This is a genomic window from Aquirufa sp. A-Brett2-15D, assembly GCF_054558735.1.
This window is the reverse complement of the sequence record NZ_JBSKFT010000002.1, coordinates 207,306-225,228: the sequence shown is the minus strand read 5'-3', so window position 1 is coordinate 225,228 and position 17,923 is coordinate 207,306. Positions and strand designations below refer to the sequence as shown.

The window sequence follows — 17,923 nt, the reverse complement described above, 5'->3', positions numbered from 1 at the left end:
TGGTTCTGCCTTTCTATAAAAAACCTTCAGATTAATATCCTGGGTTTTGAGTCAATAATGGATTCGCATCACGACGAGGTTGTGGAATTGGGAACAATTCACGAGTCTTGTCAGTAACAGCCATAAATTTACGAGCTGTAGAGAATTTACCGAAACGAATCATATCATTACGTCTCCATCCTTCCCATGCTAATTCACGACCACGCTCAGCTAAGATTGCATCAGCAGTAACAGCAGTTAATGCAGCAACACCAGAACGAGTACGGATAGCGTTGATATCAGTTAACGCTTGCGCTGTATTTCCTAAACGGAACGCAGCTTCAGCACGCATTAAGATAACATCAGCTAAACGTAAGAATACGTAGTCATTTGATTGATCTCCGTTTGGATTGTTCTTTTGGATCTCATATTTCTGAGAACGAATACCAGCTACTTGGAACACAGCATCCGCATCAGTCATTTGATCTTTTTCCCAATCCGCAACGAATGCTAAATCAGCACCTTTTGCATCTTTCAATTTAGCTCCAGAAGAAGCATATTGCTGTCCTTTGATCCACATTGCACCACGTAAGTCACCAGACTCAAATGAGTTGTAGAAATCAGCTAAAGTACAGAAACCATTCCAAGGAGAGTTACCTAAACCATACGTTTGTTGGTTAGCATAGTGTAACGTTCTCATGTGGAAGTTCATACCACCTGCTTTGAATGAATCAAAAGGGATAGAGAAGATATTCTCGTTTGAACCTTGGTTTTGAACGACAAAGTTAGACAAAGTAGAAGAAGACAATGACCAGCCATTCGAAGATTTGATCACTTGATCAGCTGTATCATATGCTTTCTGCCATTGTGCTGTACCGCTATAAACACCTGCGTTCAAGTAAACTTTCGCTAATAATGCTTTAGCAGCATCTTGCGTCATACGAGAGTATGATTTACCTGAGGTTAAGTTAGGGATAGCAGCAGTTAACTCAGACACGATGAATGCATAAACCTCAGCACGCGTCTTAGTCGCAGCAGAAGATTTGTTATCTGTTACGATAGGCACATTACCGAATGCATCCACAGCCATGAAGTAATAGATAGCACGTACTGCACGTAACTCATCTACCGCTTTTTGGTTAGCAGCTACTACTGGGATCAATTGGTTCACTTGAGAGATATTACCAAAGATGAATCCCCACATACCATTGATAGGGCCGTGTTGAGGAGTCCATGTGTGGCGAGAATACGCCAACCAATCACCACCATCAAACCAGTCACCACCACGAGTAGGAACAATTAACTCATCCGAAGATGCTTCACTAGGATTAAACCAATCCCAAGTGATTCCACGAAGACCACCATAAGCAGGTCCAAGTGCCGCAGCAATTTGTGCATCAGTCTTTAAGAATTGATCCGCTGGGATCGAATCGTAAACTGGCTCAGTCAAATCTGTACAAGACGATAGGGCTAACGAAGCGAAAACACCTACTGAAAGTACTTTATAGATATATTTTTTCATTTTTTTAATTGTTTTATTAATTAAGTTATATAACTAATAGTGTGGCAATTATGTTTTAGAAAGACAAATTAATTCCCGCAGTAAAGGCACGAGTTTTGTAATAAGTCTCACGAACATCGATACCAGGAGCAGCGTTACCAATAGAAAGGTTTTGGCTAACTTCTGGATCAACACCTGAATAGTTAGTAAACAACAATAAGTTGTTACCAGCTACATAAATACGAGCTCTTTTGAATACACCTTTAACTGGTAAAGTATAACCTAAAGAAGCGTTATTTAAACGGATGTGATCACCTGACTCTACATAGTAATCCATAGGGATTGTACGCTCATCGTTGATTACAGATGTTAAAGCAGTTTTCAACGCATTAGATTCTCCTAAACGACCATCTTGACGACCTAACAATAAGTTATTCGTGTTAACGATCTTAGCACCTGCATTTCCTGTAAATTGGAACTGTAAGTCAAATGCTTTGTAACGTACGTTAGTAGTTAAACCACCTACGAAAGTAGGGTTAGGATTTCCTATGTAAGTACGGTCTTTTGCGTTAGGATCTACAGTACCATCACCATTAAGGTCTTGGAATATGTATTTACCATTTTCGATTTTAGAAATCTTAGCTCCGTAGAATACACCTACTGGTTGACCAGCTTGTAATACAGAGAAGTTTACTGCTGAAGTACCACGGATGTAGCTACCTAAAGAAGTAGATAAGAATACTTGGTCAGCTGCAGCGAACTCATCGTTTTTCAATGAGATCAATTCGTTTTGGTTGAATGAACCAGCGAATGTAGAGCTAATTGACCAATCTTGCGTATCTAACCATTGGTAAGAAGCAGAGATCTCAATACCACGGTTTTGCATCGAACCAATGTTCGCTAAGATAGTTGGATATACATATCCTTTTTCTTGTGGAGCATTAACTGTGTATAATAAATCTTTTGTTTGACGAGTATACCAGTCAATCGATCCAGTTAATTTACCTTTCAAGATAGAGAAGTCAATACCAGTACCGTAGTTTTCGTTAACCTCCCACTTCAAGTTAGGGTTCGGGTTAGATTGTACAGCATATGATGGCAAGAAGTCATCAGCACTACCATCATAGTATGTTCCAGATGGACCATAGAATGATTTAGATAACAACGGACGAATACCTTCCGAGTTACCAGTTCTACCCCAAGAAACACGAAGCTTCAAGTTATCGATAGTTGTATTTCCTTTTAAGAATGCTTCTTCAGTTAATGACCAACCCACTGAAACCGATGGGAATAAACCCCACTTGTTGTTATCACCGAATTTAGTTGAACCGTCACGACGCATGTTCACAGTAGCAAAATACTTGTTCATTAACGAGTATTGAGCACGTGCTAAGAAAGAAACCAATTTATATTCGTTCTTGTAAGAATACAAAAGGTTTGGATTAGAACGAATACCTAAACCAGAACCTAAGTTATTAGCTTCAAACGCATCTGTTAGGAAGTTGTTGTTAGAAGCACCAAAACCGTCGTTAACAACATCTTGATACGTATAACCACCTAATAATGTCAATGTAGACACGTCAGATAATTTCTTAGTCCAGTTTAAAGTAGCTTCTAATTGCTTATCAGTTACAGCGTTTAATGAACGAGATGCAGAGTTTCCACCTACAGTAGATAATAAGTTACCTGGTGTAGTTGCTGCGAAATATGCATTGTTCGCGCTTTGAGTACGTAAAGTACCTGATACGTTAAATACTAAACCATCTAAGATAGTATAACCAGCAGAAGCATTGAACAAGAAGTCTTGCAAACGTTGTGTGTTTGTTTTCTTCTCTAATGCAGCTAATGGATTGAAGTTAGCAAATGTACCTGGTAATTGGAAGTAGTTACCGTTTGCAGCGTAAACTGGATCAGTTGGACGCATGTTCATGGCAAAACCAATCGCACGGTTATCAGAGAAAGTTCCGTTTGTTTGCATAGCAGACATGTTGAACTTCATGATTAATTTACCATCTAATGCTTTTGCATCTAAGTTCAAACGACCAGTTAAACGATCTTTTCCTGAACCGATTAATGTACCAGTTTGGTCTAAATAACCTACTGAAGCACGGTAAGATAAGTTCTCAGAACCGCCTGAAACACCTACGTTGTGGTTTTGAGAAACCGCAGTACGAGTGATTACATCTAACCAATCCGTGTTAGCACCATTGTCATCAAATGTTTGCTTGTATTTCGCAGCCGCAGCGCGGAATTCAGCAGCATTTAATAATTCTGGACGTTGAGAGATAGTCTCAGCACCTACATAAGCTGAATAATCAACTGTAGGAGCACCTGACTTACCACGTTTTGTGTTGATCAAGATAACACCGTTAGCACCACGAGAACCGTAGATAGCTGCAGAAGATGCATCACGTAACACGTCCATAGATAAGATATCTTCTGGAGCAACGTTTTCGATAGGAGCACCAATCACACCGTCAATAACGTATAAAGGCTCAGAACCTGCGTTCAATGAACCTGTACCACGTAAACGTACAGTAGGACGTGCGTTAGGATCACCTGAAGATTGAGTAATCACTAAACCAGCTACTTTACCTTGAGCAGCAGCTAATGGGTTAGTCACAATACCCGCGTTGAAATCACGAGATCCTAAACTTGTTACAGTTCCTGAAATCTCTTTTCTCTTTTGAGTACCGTAACCTACTACCACAACTTCTTCTAAAGATTGATTGTCAGCAACTAAAGAAACATTCACTACAGAACCTGTAGCAGAAACTTCTTTTTTAGAATAACCTACAAAAGTGAATACTAAAGTGCTACCACTTCCTGCATTTACTTTATAAGTACCGTTAATGTCAGTTTGAGCACCTCTAGTGGTACCTTTAACAGTGACAGAAACACCAGGAATAGCTGAACCATCTTTCGAGTCAGTTACTTTACCTGAAACCACATCTTGGGCGAAAGCACCCAAGGAAATTAATAGTGCAACAGCAACACTAAAAGCTTGCTTGAAGCCTAGGTTACTAACACTTGATCGCACAAGGCGACCCACTCTCTTGTAAGAATGAATCATAAGTGAAAAATTAAGGGTTAAAAATAATTAATGATTCTTGTAGGCCTTTTTCTTAATCGTATTATAAAATTATTAGTAGGATTCTCCTGGCCAAAGCCTTTTGAATTACCTATGTAATCATTTACATAGTATGACTAATATCAAAACCTCCACAAAAAAACTAAGAATAAATTGAATAAAAAAATGATTTAAGATAATGAATCAATGACTGAGGCCTAATAAATTGCACAAAAGTCAGATTTTCTTAAAACTAGCACAGTATAGGACTGAATCTGAAAATAATCTAATTGTTATCTAATTGTAAACAGAGGCCGTATTTTAGGGATGCGAAGAATCACAAATGGCGAAATAAGGCTAGAAACGATTGTATTTTTTCAATAGAAAATATTTTGAAAAAAATATCAGTTTTTTTTCGGCAATCTAATGCCAATAAAAAATTAGGCTAAAATTAGAATAATACAATTCGAACAATGCTACACTGTTCATTTTTATCAAGGCACAGGATCATGACCACTTCCTCCCCAAGGATGACAGCTGCCGATTCGTCTAACTGTCAGACGTAAACCCTCGATTAAACCATGCTTTTTTAGCGCTTGTTTTGCGTATTCTGAACAAGTAGGTGAATAGCGGCAGGAATTAGGCAAAAAAGGCGAAATCATTCCTTGGTAGATTCCAATCAAGACCTGAAAAAAGAAAACTACGATACGCGCTAACATAGGGGTTTGAATTAAGTCCTTTTCTGATTAAATTGCTTTTAAATTTACCAAATACATTTCGCATATTCGAATATGAATCGCAGGTCTTTAGCTCTAGGAATTTTAGCATCGTTATTTTGCATGGCCTCCTGCAATAATATTCCAGGACATTTTTTCTCCAGCAAAAGCAGCGTTGAAAAAAGAAACGATAGCATTGCGAACCTATTCAACCCACAAATTGCGGCTGAAAAAGCGGTAAAGCTCGATACATTTTTCAAAGCATTGCAAAAGAATACAGGCTTCAATGGCACTGTTTTAGTGGCACAATACGGTAAAATCATTTATAAACGTGCCTTTGGAGTCGCTAACAAGTTTACTAATGACAAGTTAAGCACCCGGACATCATTTCAACTAGCATCTGTATCTAAACAATTTACTGCAGTCGCAATTCTCCAGCTTGTAGAGAAAGGTAAACTTTCCTTAGAAGATCCAGTTGAACGTCATATTCCTGGATTTTCATATGATTCTAGTATTACCATTCGAAGTTTATTAACACATAAATCTGGACTTCCTGACTATACTTTTGCTTTAGATAAATATTATGACAAAAAAACTCCTTTAACAAATGCTAAAGTTGTCCAAATGATGAATGAAATTAAGCCTGGCATTGATTATAGTCCCAACAGGTCATTTCATTATAATAACACGAACTACATGTTATTAGCCTATATAGTAGAGAGGTCAAGCGGAAAGGATTTCAGAACCTATATAAAGGAAAATATCTTTATTCCTGCGGGAATGATTGAATCGTTTATTTATGACCCACAACATCCTGAATTACTAAAAAATGCTGCAACAGGTTATGTGCCAAAAGGTGGAGGTAGTGTAGTAGCAAATTTCGATCATTTGGATGGAGTAACGGGAGATAAAGGAATTTATTCGACCGTGGAAGATATGTTTCTTTGGGACCAAGCACTAAATTCAGAAACCGTTATCAAACTAAGCTCCTTAGCCGAGGCATTTACGCCGCAACATACGAAGCCTAAAATATTAACTACTAATTATGGATTAGGCTGGCGGATGAAACAATTAGATAACGGAGAATGGTTAACTTATCATACCGGTTGGTGGCATGGTTTTAAAAATTATTACCTTCATAATCCTAAGGATAATTCTGCCATTATTATTTTAGGCAATAACGCTAATCAGTCATTATCAAAAATAAATATTGTTCAATCCATACTTTACCCTGAGAGAAGCAAATTATTCTTAAAAGGAGAGACAAATCCTCCTTCTGCTAATTCGGGTGGAAACTAACTTCATAATCATGAAAAATTTAATCATTGCCATCTTATGCTTATTTACTACATGTGCTTTTGCTCAATCGGAAGACGAGGCAATTAAATCAACTGTAAGTGCATATACAGAAGGATTTACCAAAGGAGATTCCGCTAGTATCAGTCGCGCATTTGCTAGCAATGCTCTTTTGAGAAACCTAAATACAGGAACAGGGAAAATTACAGACACTCCTTTACGTAAATTCATTGCTTCGATGCCTGCTGGTGGCGCTAAGGCAACAGGGAGTTTAGTGAATTATTCTTATGCAGGTACTTCTGCGGTAGCTACCGTTGAATTTAAATTTGACGACTTCAAATACATCGACTTATTAAGTTTGATGAAGATTAATGACGATTGGAAAATCGTTTGTCGCGTTTTTAGCCGGGTGACATTAGATGTGAATGTGGCTAGTGGTGTAGGGGCCAAAGCAAGCACTTCAAAGACTACCTCACCTTCGAAAGCCGTTGCTCCTGCGAAAAAAGCGGCGGCGAAAAAGGCAGACGATGGATGGTGATAAATATTTAGTATTGGGGACAAAAAGGTTATTACATAAATATTTTTGCCCCCAATACTAAATTTTATCTCTGGAAAAGAGAATGAAAATAAAGTGCTCCGTAGAAAACATTCGCTTGTGACGTTTTCCAGGAGCACTTTTTTTGTGACGCAAGCACATGTTTTGTAGCAGGGAGAAGAAATTTATCTCTAGGAAGAGAACGAAAATAAAGAGAATCGAGGCCAAGAGGCCTTTTTTCATTGGATAGTTTACTATTAGGCTCCGCAAAAAATATTTGCTGGCAACATTTTTCAGTAGCCTAATAGTAAACTACCAATAAATAGGACCTGTCCCGAGATACTTCTCCGCAATCGGCTTATAATATTCCTTCAACTCCTCGTAATTAGGAACAAAAGGGGATTTTGAATAAAGATCATATTGATTGAAATCGCGAATCCACTCTAAATACTGAGCATCTTTTTCGCATAATAAGGCTTTATAGCTTCCGCCCGAGTGCCATGGATAAAAAGAATGGTAACGAACCATCGCCATTCCTGCCTCTGGAATCTGGTTATTTGGGTGATTTTTTAATACTTGGTATAAATATTCATCATGCCCCCAGGCTAAATGTACTTTATCCAAACCGCAACCTGCCTCATAAATACCTAATTCCGTATTGTATCGGGAGTCTTGCATATCTGGATTCAATTCGTTGAACTCAGGGTAAACACAGGAGTCAGGTAATTTGCAACCTACGACAAAGACATCGCCCACTAAACCCCACTGCTCGGCTTGAGATGTTCCATCTTCGTCAGAGCCGAATAAGTACATGGCTTTGCCTAAATCATGAATTAAACCGACTAATTGCATCCAGTCTGGACGGCCGTCGGCGCGTAATCCTTCGGCAGATTGCAATAGGTGAATGACATTAGGAAGATTTAAATCTGGATCGGAAACATCGATTAAGGCATTTAGGCGTTCCATCATATCCCAAAGGTCCATGGGACGTTCGAAGGTGAGGTATTTGGCCTTCATACGCTGGACATACTCATACGTCTGGCGTGTACGCATCTTACGGTAGTGTTCTTTTACGGCAGCCGTAATGTCGCCTTGATTGTAATTTCTAAATTCGGCTTTTTCTTTAATAGGGGTTTCCATAGTCCTAGATTTTGGAACTAATTTACACAATACACGTGAAAAATGAAATTAAGATTTCAATACGAAGAGGATGATCGCACTGCCTAACATCAAAAGTCCCATCACGAAGAAGATGGATGGATTTAAGCCGGGTACGGTGTTTTCAGCTAAGGAAGCTTCGTATGGGTTTTCTGATAAATAGCGAACGGGGATTTCTTGTCCGATTTCGCAGTTTTTGGCCAAACCCTTATCCGCTTCACGTCTGAATTCTAGACCATTCACGTAGTAAGAGACAATCGGAAAATAAATAGGGAAACGACCGCTGTGGTCATCGCGAGAATAGCGCTTGGAGATTTCTACGATTTTACCATAGGTCATCTTTGAATTGTGCACCCATTCTTTTCGTTTTTTGAAAAGGACAATTCCGAAACCAATTAATGCCAAAGAAATCAGCGTGAACGCACCCAAGAACAAGGGCATCGATCCGTGAAATTCGCCAGTAGGCCGAGCTGATATTAATAAGATTCCTAACATATTTGTCGTGCTGAATACAATTCAACACTCAAAAAAAGGATAAATAATACGGTTTATCAAATTAATAGCTCTTTGCTCAATAAGTCAATGGAGTTGTGTTTTAAGGGGATAAAATAAGATTTTTGTATTATTCGAAAAAACTCGATGTAAAAACGGACTACTCTTGAAAAAAAATGACAAAAATAGCAGAAACTAGTATTTGAAAATCGGCAAAATGCCTCAAAAATATATTTTCAGAAAATTTTAAATATCAGACAAATTTGTATTTTTGGTCCATCTAAACCTAAAAAAATGAAAAATAGCGTCAAGTTTCAACTCATGTCGATGATGTTCCTCATGTTCTTCGGATGGGGAGCCTGGTACGGACAGATGAGTAAATACTTACTCGATAATTTGCACGCCTCTGGCGACCAAGTGGGCAATGCCTATACTACATTCGCGATTGCTTCTATCTTCGCTCCCTTTTTTGTGGGCCTAATTTCAGATCGTTATTTCTCCGCCCAAAAAGTAATGGGCTTTTTAAATATTTTAGGAGGTGTTATTCTCTACTTTTTAAGTCAACAAAGAGATCCAGAGGTGTTTTTCTGGTATATTTTAGCCTATACTCTCTGTTTTGCGCCTAATCTAGCCCTTTCGAATTCCATCGCAATGAACCAGATGTCTAATCCGGAAAAGGAATTTGCTAGCATTCGAGTGACGGGAACGATTGCTTGGATTGTAGTGACGAATATTATCGGCTTTTATGCCTTAGGGGACAAAGTGGCTATTTTCGAAATTGCTATGTACACCTCATTCCTATTAGGAATCTATTCTTTTACGCTTCCTAATACGCCACCTAAAGGCGATAAAAATGCGTCGGTAGGCCAGATTTTAGGCTTAGATGCTTTGAAACTATTCAAAGATCGTTCTTTCTTGATCTTCTTTATCTCCTCTATTCTGATCTGTATTCCTTTGTCCTTCTATTATGCGATGGCGAACCCTTCGTTAACGGATTCACATATGAGCAACGTGGAGAACAAAATGTCCTTAGGGCAGGCGTCAGAGGTGATTTTCATGCTCTTAATTCCGATCGCATTTATCCGCTTAGGGGTGAAAAAGATGCTCGTAGTAGGTCTGGTGGCCTGGATTATTCGCTTCCTATGTTTCGGTTATGGCGATGGGATTTCGAGCGAATGGATCCTTTATATCGGGATTATTCTGCACGGGGTTTGCTACGATTTCTTCTTTGTGACGGGGCAGATTTATACAGACCAAAAAGCAGGCGAGAAAATCAAGAATTCCGCTCAAGGTCTTATTACTTTTGCGACTTATGGTGTCGGGATGGGAATAGGGTCCAAGCTTTCTGGAATCGTATTGGATTATTATACGGTCAATGAAGTAAAAGATTGGCAAGCGGTTTGGATGGTTCCAGCAGCCATTGCTGCAGTGGTCTTGCTCCTTTTCTTGTTCTTCTTTAAAGAAGAAAAGAAACCTATGTATTCTTAATCTTACGCAGCATAAAGGGCATAATCGAAGGAAAGAAGCGCTTCACGAAAAGCCCAAATCCTTCGAGAAAACCACCTACGAAGAATTCGTTTTTCTCAGCTAGTATAGCCTGCAGGATTTTCTGTGCGGTGAAATTGGGATCTAAGCCTTTGGCCTGATTCGGATCCATTTTTCCATAGGCCTCACCTTTCTCGTTCATGGCGTGAAGGGAAATGTTCGTCTTAATATAACCCGGTAAAATAGTCGTCACCCGTATTCCGTCTGCAAAAACTTCCGCCCGAACCGAATCAAAGAAACCAATTAGCGCGTGCTTCGTGGCACTATAAGCAGCTCTTCGCGGAGTAGAAATTCGTCCAGCCACCGAAGCGATGGGAACGAAAACGCCTGATTTTTGAGCGGTAAAGAAAGGCAAAACAGCCTGCGTTAATGAAACGATCGAAAAGAAATTCACCTCAAATAGACGGCGATACACGTCGAAGTTGGTGTCTTTCACAAAAGAACGTTGGGAAACCCCTGCATTTAAAACAAGGTAATCTATACGGCCATAGGTGTTTATCACATCTTGCACGCGATCAGCATGATCGGCTAACGAAAGCATGTCAAAAGGGAGCACATAGGCATTGCCGCAAGTTTTGGCAACCCGCTGCAATTCCTCTTCTCTACGCGCAGACAAAACTAAAAGCGCGCCTTCAGCAGCAAATGCATAAGCTAGCGCCTCACCGATTCCAGACGATGCGCCTGTAATCCAAACTACTTTGTTATGAAATTTCATGAGATAGCATTTTAGATTCTAAGGCGAGGAAGAAATCAGCCATCGGATTCACCTCTAAACGTTGCAACTTCTGCCATAAACGCACGGCTTTAGTCATTAAGCCACTTTCAATTAAAAATCCATCGTGTCCATAAAGGGAATCGATGACATGGAAAGAGGCTTCGGGAATGTATTTGGCCAAAAACTCCTGCTCTACAATTGGAAATAAAGCATCCGATTTAATACCAATTACAAGGGTTTTCGATTGAATCTGCTTCAGCGCAGCGATAGCACCGCCGCGATTACGTCCCACATCCTGCGAATCCATCATTTTCGAAAGTTGAAAATAAGAATAGGCATTAAAACGCTGGGCTAATTTTTCGCCCTGGTAGCGTTGATATGAAACGGCACGCAAAGACGACCCAAAGGAGTTTTCCTTTCTCGCCTGGGTAATCTGATAGGTTTCGTAATTCCGATACGAGATTAAGGCCGTCGCGCGGGCGGCTTTCATGCCCTCTATACCCGCCTTAGGCTGAGATTCTTTCCAAGTGGGATCGACTTCGATGGCCATTCTTTGGGACTCATTAAAGGCAATTCCCCAAGGCGAATGAATAGCGTTAGTCGCCACTAAAATCAAATTTTCGATTAAGGAGGGATTCATAATCGCCCATTCCACTGCTTGCTGACCGCCCAGGGATCCTCCAATGCAGGTTTTGATCTTCGTAATTTTTAATTCCTTCCGCAAAATCTCAAAACTAGAAACGACGTCGCGAATCGTCACGTCTGGAAAAGAGTGGAAATAAGGCTTTCCTGTTCTGGGATCCACCGATAAGGGACCAGATGAGCCATAATGCGAGCCTAAAATATTCACACAAACGATTAAGTTATTCTCGGGATTAAAGAGCTTTCCTGACCCCACGAGTCCTTGCCACCATTCCGCCACATCGTGACTTCCGGTGAAGGCGTGGCAAATCCAGACGACATTATCTTTTTTAGCGTTCAGTTTGCCCCAGGTTTGGTAAACTAAATCTAAAACAGGCAATTCACCCCCTAATTCAAGGGCAAATGGAGACGACGATTGAAAATGATGAAACTCAGCTTGCATGCACAAAATGGTTTATATTTCCCTAAACAGGCACCGCCTGGGGTAGGAATTAGCACCGGGATCTACATTTGCAGACGGGTTGCCAGAAGTTCATTGAGCCTAGTCTCTCCCTTCTTCTTTATAAATCAACAAGCGAGGCTTTTTGATTTGAGGATGCAAGTAACAGCCGAATTCGCTTTTTTCCAAAAACTTTGCCGATTAATTCCTTTCTGACGATATTTGTCCCATGTTAAAAATAGGTGTTTTTTATGGAGTTTTAGGAGGCATACTTTATGCTTTAATGCAAACAAGCTTCCAAATTTACTTACATCCAGAGCTAAAATTCATCTTTGTCTTTCTACTTTTCCAAACCTATTTAACCTTCAATCTCGCTCAGCTTGGCTTAAAGAAGGACGGAGAGAAATTCATTCCATTCCAACTGATTTCGCTAACGATTCGATTTATTTTTAGCGTCGTTTTCATCGGTTATTTCGCCTATATTCACACGGTAGATATGGTCTTGTTCGCCAGCAACTTTTTTGTACTCTATTTATGTAGCACAAATTTTGAAATTTTTGGTTTGCTTCGTAACTTGCGACGTTTTTAGAAAATAGCAAGATTAATATTTCAGATGCAGGTTCAGACTTCAATACAAAAAATGTACTTTTCGAATATCCTACTAGGGCTCTTTTTCAGCTTTATTAGCTTATCGGCGTTCGCAAACGAACCCGATGTAGCTCCTACTTCTGAGGTGAAAGAAACAGCCGCTACAGCTGAGGCTAAAACGGAGAAATTCGATCCAGGTAAGTTAATTCTTCACCACATTGCGGATGAGCACGAATGGCACTTTTTTACCATAGGTCATTTCCATGCTACCCTTCCTCTTCCTTGTATTGTTTATACAGCATCGGCTGGTTTACAAGTATTTTCTTCTTCTAACTTTAAAAACGAACACCACGAGGAGATTCCTTATAATGGATTTGTTTTAGAGCACGGAAAGATTCTCGCAGAAAATGGTGAGAAGGTGTATGATGTTTCGATTACGAAAAACGTAGCCTCTTTATTTTTATCAGCTGTTTTATTATTGACCATCTTTATCGGTATTGGTAAAAAATACCAAGATAATCCACACAGAGCACCTAAAGGCTTACAATCGATGTTCGAACCGATCATTATTTTTGTTCGTGACGAGATTGCAAAAAATAACATTGGAGAGAAGCACTACCGTCGTTTTATGCCTTATTTATTGACGATCTTCTTCTTTATTTGGTTCAATAATATGTTAGGCCTGATTCCAGGTGGAGCAAACGTAACGGGTAATATCGCCGTAACGCTAGTTTTAGCCATCATCGCTTTTATTGTAACGAACGTAAATGGCCGTTCTACTTATTGGACACACATCTTCGCGATGCCAGGTGTACCTAAGTGGATGTTAATTATCTTAACTCCGGTAGAAATTGTGGGTGTTTTCATGAAGCCATTCTCGTTAATGGTTCGTTTGTTCGCCAATATCACCGCGGGTCACATCATTTTATTAAGTTTAGTATCCTTGATTTTCATTTTTGAAAATGCCGCATTAGGACTAGCAGTAGTTCCTTTCTCGCTTTTCATGAACGTAATCGAGTTAATTGTTGCCTTCATACAAGCCTTCATCTTTACGATGTTAGTTTCGAACTACATCGGATCGGCGGTAGAAGAGCATCACCATTAATTTGTAAATTTTTTTTTATTATATAAACCCAAATCGTATGTCTATTTTATCGATTTTATTAGAAGTTTCTGTAGGTCTTGGTCTTGCAGGTATTGGTGCTGGTTTAGCTGCTTTAGGAGCTGGAGTAGGTATCGGCCGTATCGGTGGTTCTGCAATGGAAGCTATCGCTCGCCAACCAGAAGCATCTGGAAAAATTCAAGGTGCGATGTTAATCGTTGCTGCCTTCGTGGAGGCGGTTGCGTTATTCGCAGCAGTAATTTGTCTATTGGTAACTTTGAAATAAGAGACCAATCAGAATCTCCAAAGGGTTAGCCTTTGAACCGATTCTACCCCATTTAAAACGCAATTTGGTTTACATTAGGTGCCAAATTGCGTTTTTTGAAACGATTTACATTAAATTAAAATACTATGGAGTTAATCACCCCAGATTTTGGACTTATCTTCTGGCAACTAATTGTCTTTGGAATTTTATTTTTCCTATTAGCCAAATATGCTTGGAAGCCCATCATTCAATCATTAGCTGAGCGCGAGCAATCGATCGACGAGGCCATCAAGTTATCTGAAACAACACGTGCTGAAATGGCTGAATTGAAAGCAGGTAATGAGCAATTAATTGCTTCTGCTCGTGCTGAAAGAGATGCCTTGATTAAACAAGCGAAAGAAGCATCCGATGCGATGATCTCTCAAGCGAAGTTAGATGCCCAAACAGCAGCTAATCAAGAAATCGAAAAAGCACGCGTAGCTTTCGAACAAGAAAAAACAAGTGCTGTAGCAGCGATCCGTAAGGAAGCAGCATCTCTTTCTTTAGATTTAGCTGAGAAAGTGTTAAAAAGCCAATTAAAAGACAAAGCAGCTCAGGAAAAATTAGTGACTGAGTGGATGGCTGACGTTAAATTATCTTAATCGAATAGACCATGTCAGAATTAATTGTAGCTCATCGTTACGCTAAATCACTGCTAGACTTCGCGATCGAGAAGAACGCGGTAGAGGCTGTTGCTAAAGATATGATCGTTTTCGCAGAAACTTGCGAAGGAAGTTATGAATTAGTGTTAGCGCTTAAGAGCCCTATCATCAAGCATTATACGAAGTTAGCTATCCTAGCGAAGCTTTTTAAGGATAAATTCAATCCTGTAACCTACGGTATCTTCGTGATTATCACGAATAAAAACCGCGAGAAAATTCTTCCTGCTGTAGCAAAAGAATTTATATCGATGTACACGGATTTTAAAGGAATCCAAAAGGCTACTGTTACGACTGCCTCTACTTTAACGGCAGACCAGAAAGCTACGGTATCGAAAATTGTGAAAGATTACACAGGTAAAGAAGTGGAATTAATCGAACAAATAGATGAAAGCCTAATAGGCGGTTTCATCTTAAAGGTAGGTGACCAACAAATCGATGATTCGATCAAGCGGAAACTAAACGATTTAAAAGTTTCTTTAGCATCTTAAAATCTTAGAAGGCCTTGAAAACAAGGCCTTTTTTTATCTCTAAATCGTATCGCGCACATTCCATATGAAAAAATTTGCCTTATTTTCTGGATCACTGATGGCAGGCATATCTGTTGCTTTAGGCGCATTTGGGGCACATACTTGGAAGGATTACTTGCGCGAGATTAATCGTTTAGAGACTTTTGAGACGGCTGCTCGTTACCAAATGTATGGAGGAATCACCTTGTTGATTTTAGGGGTTTGGCAAATGAACTTCAGCAATAAGCACTTAAAGTCTGCTGCCTATTTTCAATTTGCGGGCAGCATCATTTTTCCTGGTTCTTTGTATTTAATTTGCTTGACTAATATGAGCATTTTCGGAGCGATTGCCCCGATAGGCGGCCTATCTCATCTACTGGGTTATGGATTGATGATGTGGTCCATCTTCAAGAAATAATTAGTGACGCATAACTAATTCCAGACTTAACCAAACAATCTCCCCCATCGTCTTGCAATTCAGAAAACGATCGTCCTCGTAATGCTTGGCTAATTCCGATTTTAATTGTTCCACATTATCCGGAGGGGCAATCTCATCTTTTGACATCACAGCCATTAAATCATACACACGCTGACTCTCCGACTTTAACCGAGAGGCAATCATAGAACGTTCTTCGATTTGGTATTGCCAAACCGATTCCGGTGTCATATATTTCATCCCTAATTCTATCAAGGCATTATTTTGCTTGAAATATTGTGGTAAATAAACCGATTTCTTGCCCTCATAACATTGCTGATCAAAGTCAATGGGGCGTATTCGATAATATATCTCCTCAAAATCCGGCGTCGTAATCACGACAAAATTAGCCGAATGCATATCCCCCAATAATTGGACAAGACAGCGCTCGTTAAATTTGACAAATTCCTTTGCTAGACGAATGGGGGATTCTAAATCTGTCTCCAAATCTTGTTTAAGAAACGCATCCCCAGGCACACCCGCAATATGTTCCTCTACTAATGTATTGTCACAGGTGACGTAATTGATCCGATTTGGCGATAAAATATGCTCTAATTCGAGCCCATAAACACGGGACGCATCGGCAATTTTAATGTAGAAATAATCAAAGTTATCATTCACCCGATTCACAATCCGAATCCGAAAGGGATGGGTATTCCCATACGTGCAATAATCCACTCGATCGATCACTAAGTGCTTGATTACCTCCTCATTTCCATCCGTCTTCAAATCGGCATAGATTTGTTTCAAAGCTTCATACACCTCTTTTTGATCCCCCGGAGAATAAAAAACCGTTTCCCACAAAGTATCTTGCCCATTCTTATCATACAACACGATTGAATTATCAAACCGCAGCAGATCAGTATAGCTAATATTCATCGTATGCTCCCGGTTGTATTTATGCAAATACCTCCGAAGCTGTTGATTAATCCGATAAAGGGTCTTCTTTTTCGAAATCAGGGCCATTATTCAGTGTAGTCTAAGGATTTACCGAAAGTTTCTTTCAGTTGTGAGACGGAATAGATGGCCAAAGCAAAGCATAAAATTCCTACATAAGCTGCGGAATGAATCAAGCCAACAGACGGAATTAAAAATTTGAACAACAAGGAAATCGGGATTAAGGCTCCGCGTACAAAATTAGGCACGGTCGTAGTCACCGTCATCCGAACATTAGTCCCAAACTGCTCCGACGAAAAGGTCAAGAATACCGCCCAATAACCTCCGAAGAAACCTAGCAAAGTAATCATCACGTATGCATGCGTGGTGGTTATATTAGACATTCCAAAGAGATAATACACGCAAATCCCTACCGCGATAAATAAATACGTTAATACCGCCTTTCCGCGGCTTTTCAACCATTGGCTTAAGGCGCCAGCGGCAAAATCCCCAGTGGCCAGACCTATATAGCAAAACATAATCGCATCCCCGCCACTAATTTTGCCATCAATGCCAATAATCTTTGAAATTTCGGGGGCAGAAAACACTAAAATCCCAATGATATACCAAATGGGTAAGCCCATCAAAATACAGTATATATATTTCTTAAAGGTCGCCGGATTTCTAAATAATTGAAAGAAGTTTCCGCGTTCTACTTTATCATCCATTTCCGTATACATCGAGGATTCGAAAGTCCCTAAACGTAAAAGTAAGAGCGCTAATCCCATTCCACCACCAATGAAATAACAAGATCTCCACCACTCGGGATCTGTACTTAAGCCCGCAATGATGGGAGCGAAAACAGCTCCAGCTGCGCCCACACCGGCAATAATTAAGGTTCCGATGCCTCGCTTAGATGGTGGCAATGTTTCATTTACTAGCGTAATCCCAGCTCCTAATTCACCTGCAAGACCTATTCCTGCGATAAAACGCAATAAGGCATAGGTATTCAAATCCGTTACTAAACCATTCAAGGCATTGGCGGCAGAATACAATAGAATAGAACCGAACAATACCGATTTTCGACCTTTTTTATCGCCATAAATTCCCCAAAGAATACCACCAAGCAACATTCCGCCCATTTGTATATTCATCAAGCTCAAGCCCTGATTTAATAAATCATCGCCTTTTAAACCTAAACTCATCAAGCTAGGATTTCTCACCACCGAGAATAAAATCAAATCATATACATCTACGAAGTAACCGAGAGCGGCGACGGCGATGAGCATTTTGGCTTTGGAAGAAATTTTTTCGTTTTCCAT

The 17,923-nt window shown here is 39.8% G+C and carries 18 protein-coding genes and 1 riboswitch; of the genes, 9 read left to right on the top strand and 9 right to left on the bottom strand.

Annotated elements, in window-relative coordinates; translation table 11 throughout:
- Nucleotides 1–31: 31 nt before the first annotated feature.
- From ACST14_RS06195 to yidD, 3 genes are all read right to left on the bottom strand, one after another.
- Complete coding sequence (locus tag ACST14_RS06195; RefSeq protein WP_459461665.1) at nucleotides 32–1,501, bottom strand: RagB/SusD family nutrient uptake outer membrane protein; 1,470 nt, start codon at nucleotides 1,499–1,501, stop codon at nucleotides 32–34.
- Between the two features lie 55 nt (nucleotides 1,502–1,556).
- Nucleotides 1,557–4,553 carry a SusC/RagA family TonB-linked outer membrane protein gene (locus ACST14_RS06190; RefSeq protein WP_459461663.1) on the bottom strand — a complete coding sequence of 999 codons (2,997 nt, stop codon included), beginning with the start codon at nucleotides 4,551–4,553 and terminating at the stop codon, nucleotides 1,557–1,559.
- 491 nt (nucleotides 4,554–5,044) lie between these two features.
- The gene (gene yidD / locus ACST14_RS06185) at nucleotides 5,045–5,269 is read right to left on the bottom strand and encodes a membrane protein insertion efficiency factor YidD (RefSeq protein WP_459461661.1); all 225 of its coding nucleotides are present in this window, start codon (nucleotides 5,267–5,269) and stop codon (nucleotides 5,045–5,047) included.
- Nucleotides 5,270–5,389: 120 nt separating this feature from the next.
- On the opposite strand from yidD, the gene ACST14_RS06180 reads away from it, so the two are divergent.
- Nucleotides 5,390–6,565 (top strand): serine hydrolase domain-containing protein, encoded by a 1,176-nt coding sequence (locus tag ACST14_RS06180; protein ID WP_459461659.1) that lies wholly within the window; start codon nucleotides 5,390–5,392, stop codon nucleotides 6,563–6,565.
- 10 nt (nucleotides 6,566–6,575) lie between these two features.
- Entirely contained in the window at nucleotides 6,576–7,100 is a 525-nt protein-coding gene (locus ACST14_RS06175; protein WP_459461657.1) for a nuclear transport factor 2 family protein, read from the top strand.
- 309 nt (nucleotides 7,101–7,409) lie between these two features.
- On the opposite strand, the gene ACST14_RS06170 is transcribed toward ACST14_RS06175, so the two are convergent.
- Entirely contained in the window at nucleotides 7,410–8,237 is an 828-nt protein-coding gene (locus ACST14_RS06170) for an inositol oxygenase family protein (RefSeq protein ID WP_459461656.1), read from the bottom strand.
- Nucleotides 8,238–8,285: 48 nt separating this feature from the next.
- Nucleotides 8,286–8,750 (bottom strand): DUF3592 domain-containing protein, encoded by a 465-nt coding sequence (locus tag ACST14_RS06165; protein WP_459461655.1) that lies wholly within the window; start codon nucleotides 8,748–8,750, stop codon nucleotides 8,286–8,288.
- Between the two features lie 291 nt (nucleotides 8,751–9,041).
- Here ACST14_RS06165 and ACST14_RS06160 point away from each other — a divergent pair, with 291 nt between their 5' ends.
- A complete protein-coding gene (locus tag ACST14_RS06160) occupies nucleotides 9,042–10,235 on the top strand; it encodes a nucleoside permease (RefSeq protein WP_459461653.1) in 1,194 nt (397 codons plus the stop codon).
- Here the strand turns inward: ACST14_RS06160 and ACST14_RS06155 are convergent.
- Nucleotides 10,222–11,007: an SDR family oxidoreductase gene (locus tag ACST14_RS06155; RefSeq protein ID WP_459461651.1), complete on the bottom strand. Its 786-nt coding sequence runs from the start codon at nucleotides 11,005–11,007 to the stop codon at nucleotides 10,222–10,224. The two genes, ACST14_RS06160 and ACST14_RS06155, sit on opposite strands and share 14 nt — an antisense overlap.
- The gene (locus ACST14_RS06150) at nucleotides 10,994–12,091 is read right to left on the bottom strand and encodes a homoserine O-acetyltransferase family protein (RefSeq protein ID WP_459461649.1); all 1,098 of its coding nucleotides are present in this window, start codon (nucleotides 12,089–12,091) and stop codon (nucleotides 10,994–10,996) included. Before ACST14_RS06150 ends, ACST14_RS06155 begins: the two co-directional genes overlap by 14 nt.
- Before the next feature lie 9 nt (nucleotides 12,092–12,100).
- Nucleotides 12,101–12,218: riboswitch (SAM riboswitch) on the bottom strand.
- A 99-nt stretch (nucleotides 12,219–12,317) separates the two neighbouring features.
- Between ACST14_RS06150 and ACST14_RS06145 the strand changes: the two genes are divergently transcribed.
- The 6 genes from ACST14_RS06145 (at nucleotide 12,318) to ACST14_RS06120 (ending at nucleotide 15,668) form a co-directional block, all read left to right on the top strand.
- Entirely contained in the window at nucleotides 12,318–12,677 is a 360-nt protein-coding gene (locus ACST14_RS06145; protein ID WP_459461647.1) for a hypothetical protein, read from the top strand.
- Nucleotides 12,678–12,728: 51 nt separating this feature from the next.
- On the top strand, nucleotides 12,729–13,781 hold the full coding sequence (gene atpB / locus ACST14_RS06140; protein WP_459461645.1) for a F0F1 ATP synthase subunit A: 1,053 nt from the start codon (nucleotides 12,729–12,731) through the stop codon (nucleotides 13,779–13,781).
- A gap of 37 nt (nucleotides 13,782–13,818) precedes the next feature.
- Nucleotides 13,819–14,064 carry an ATP synthase F0 subunit C gene (gene atpE, locus ACST14_RS06135; RefSeq protein WP_395617216.1) on the top strand — a complete coding sequence of 82 codons (246 nt, stop codon included), beginning with the start codon at nucleotides 13,819–13,821 and terminating at the stop codon, nucleotides 14,062–14,064.
- 125 nt (nucleotides 14,065–14,189) lie between these two features.
- Nucleotides 14,190–14,684, top strand: a complete 495-nt coding sequence (gene atpF / locus ACST14_RS06130; protein ID WP_459461643.1) for a F0F1 ATP synthase subunit B — start codon at nucleotides 14,190–14,192, stop codon at nucleotides 14,682–14,684.
- 11 nt (nucleotides 14,685–14,695) lie between these two features.
- Complete coding sequence (atpH, locus tag ACST14_RS06125) at nucleotides 14,696–15,232, top strand: ATP synthase F1 subunit delta (protein ID WP_459461641.1); 537 nt, start codon at nucleotides 14,696–14,698, stop codon at nucleotides 15,230–15,232.
- A 64-nt stretch (nucleotides 15,233–15,296) separates the two neighbouring features.
- Nucleotides 15,297–15,668: a DUF423 domain-containing protein gene (locus tag ACST14_RS06120; RefSeq protein WP_459461639.1), complete on the top strand. Its 372-nt coding sequence runs from the start codon at nucleotides 15,297–15,299 to the stop codon at nucleotides 15,666–15,668.
- Here the strand turns inward: ACST14_RS06120 and ACST14_RS06115 are convergent, their stop codons facing one another.
- Nucleotides 15,669–16,691: a hypothetical protein gene (locus ACST14_RS06115; RefSeq protein WP_459461637.1), complete on the bottom strand. Its 1,023-nt coding sequence runs from the start codon at nucleotides 16,689–16,691 to the stop codon at nucleotides 15,669–15,671.
- Nucleotides 16,691–17,923 carry an MFS transporter gene (locus tag ACST14_RS06110; protein ID WP_459461635.1) on the bottom strand — a complete coding sequence of 411 codons (1,233 nt, stop codon included), beginning with the start codon at nucleotides 17,921–17,923 and terminating at the stop codon, nucleotides 16,691–16,693. Before ACST14_RS06110 ends, ACST14_RS06115 begins: the two co-directional genes overlap by 1 nt.